This is a genomic window from Paenibacillus sp. GM1FR, assembly GCF_002803315.1.
GTDB lineage: Bacteria > Bacillota > Bacilli > Paenibacillales > Paenibacillaceae > Paenibacillus > Paenibacillus amylolyticus.
This window is the reverse complement of record NZ_MKZL01000058.1, coordinates 1-691: the sequence shown is the minus strand read 5'-3', so window position 1 is coordinate 691 and position 691 is coordinate 1. Positions and strand designations below refer to the sequence as shown.

Here is a 691-nt window from a genome sequence, read left to right as displayed (position 1 = left end):
TGGAGGCAACGTTGGGATACCACCCTGATCGTATCTAGGTTCTAACCTGGTACCGTAATCCGGTGCGGGGACAGTGTCAGGTGGGCAGTTTGACTGGGGCGGTCGCCTCCTAAAGAGTAACGGAGGCGCCCAAAGGTTCCCTCAGAATGGTTGGAAATCATTCGAAGAGTGCAAAGGCATAAGGGAGCTTGACTGCGAGACCTACAAGTCGAGCAGGGACGAAAGTCGGGCTTAGTGATCCGGTGGTACCGCATGGAAGGGCCATCGCTCAACGGATAAAAGCTACCCTGGGGATAACAGGCTTATCTCCCCCAAGAGTCCACATCGACGGGGAGGTTTGGCACCTCGATGTCGGCTCATCGCATCCTGGGGCTGAAGTAGGTCCCAAGGGTTGGGCTGTTCGCCCATTAAAGCGGTACGCGAGCTGGGTTCAGAACGTCGTGAGACAGTTCGGTCCCTATCTGTCGTGGGCGTAGGAAATTTGAGAGGAGCTGTCCTTAGTACGAGAGGACCGGGATGGACGTACCGCTGGTGTACCAGTTGTTCCGCCAGGAGCACCGCTGGGTAGCTATGTACGGACGGGATAAACGCTGAAAGCATCTAAGCGTGAAGCCCCCCTCAAGATGAGATTTCCCAGTATGTAAGACCCCTTGAAGACGACGAGGTAGATAGGCTGGGGGTGGAAGTGCAG

Annotated in this window: 1 rRNA gene; it reads left to right on the top strand. The window is 55.9% G+C overall.

Annotated elements, in window-relative coordinates:
- Positions 1-691 (top strand): 23S ribosomal RNA (locus tag PAEAM_RS26070); the annotation flags it as partial.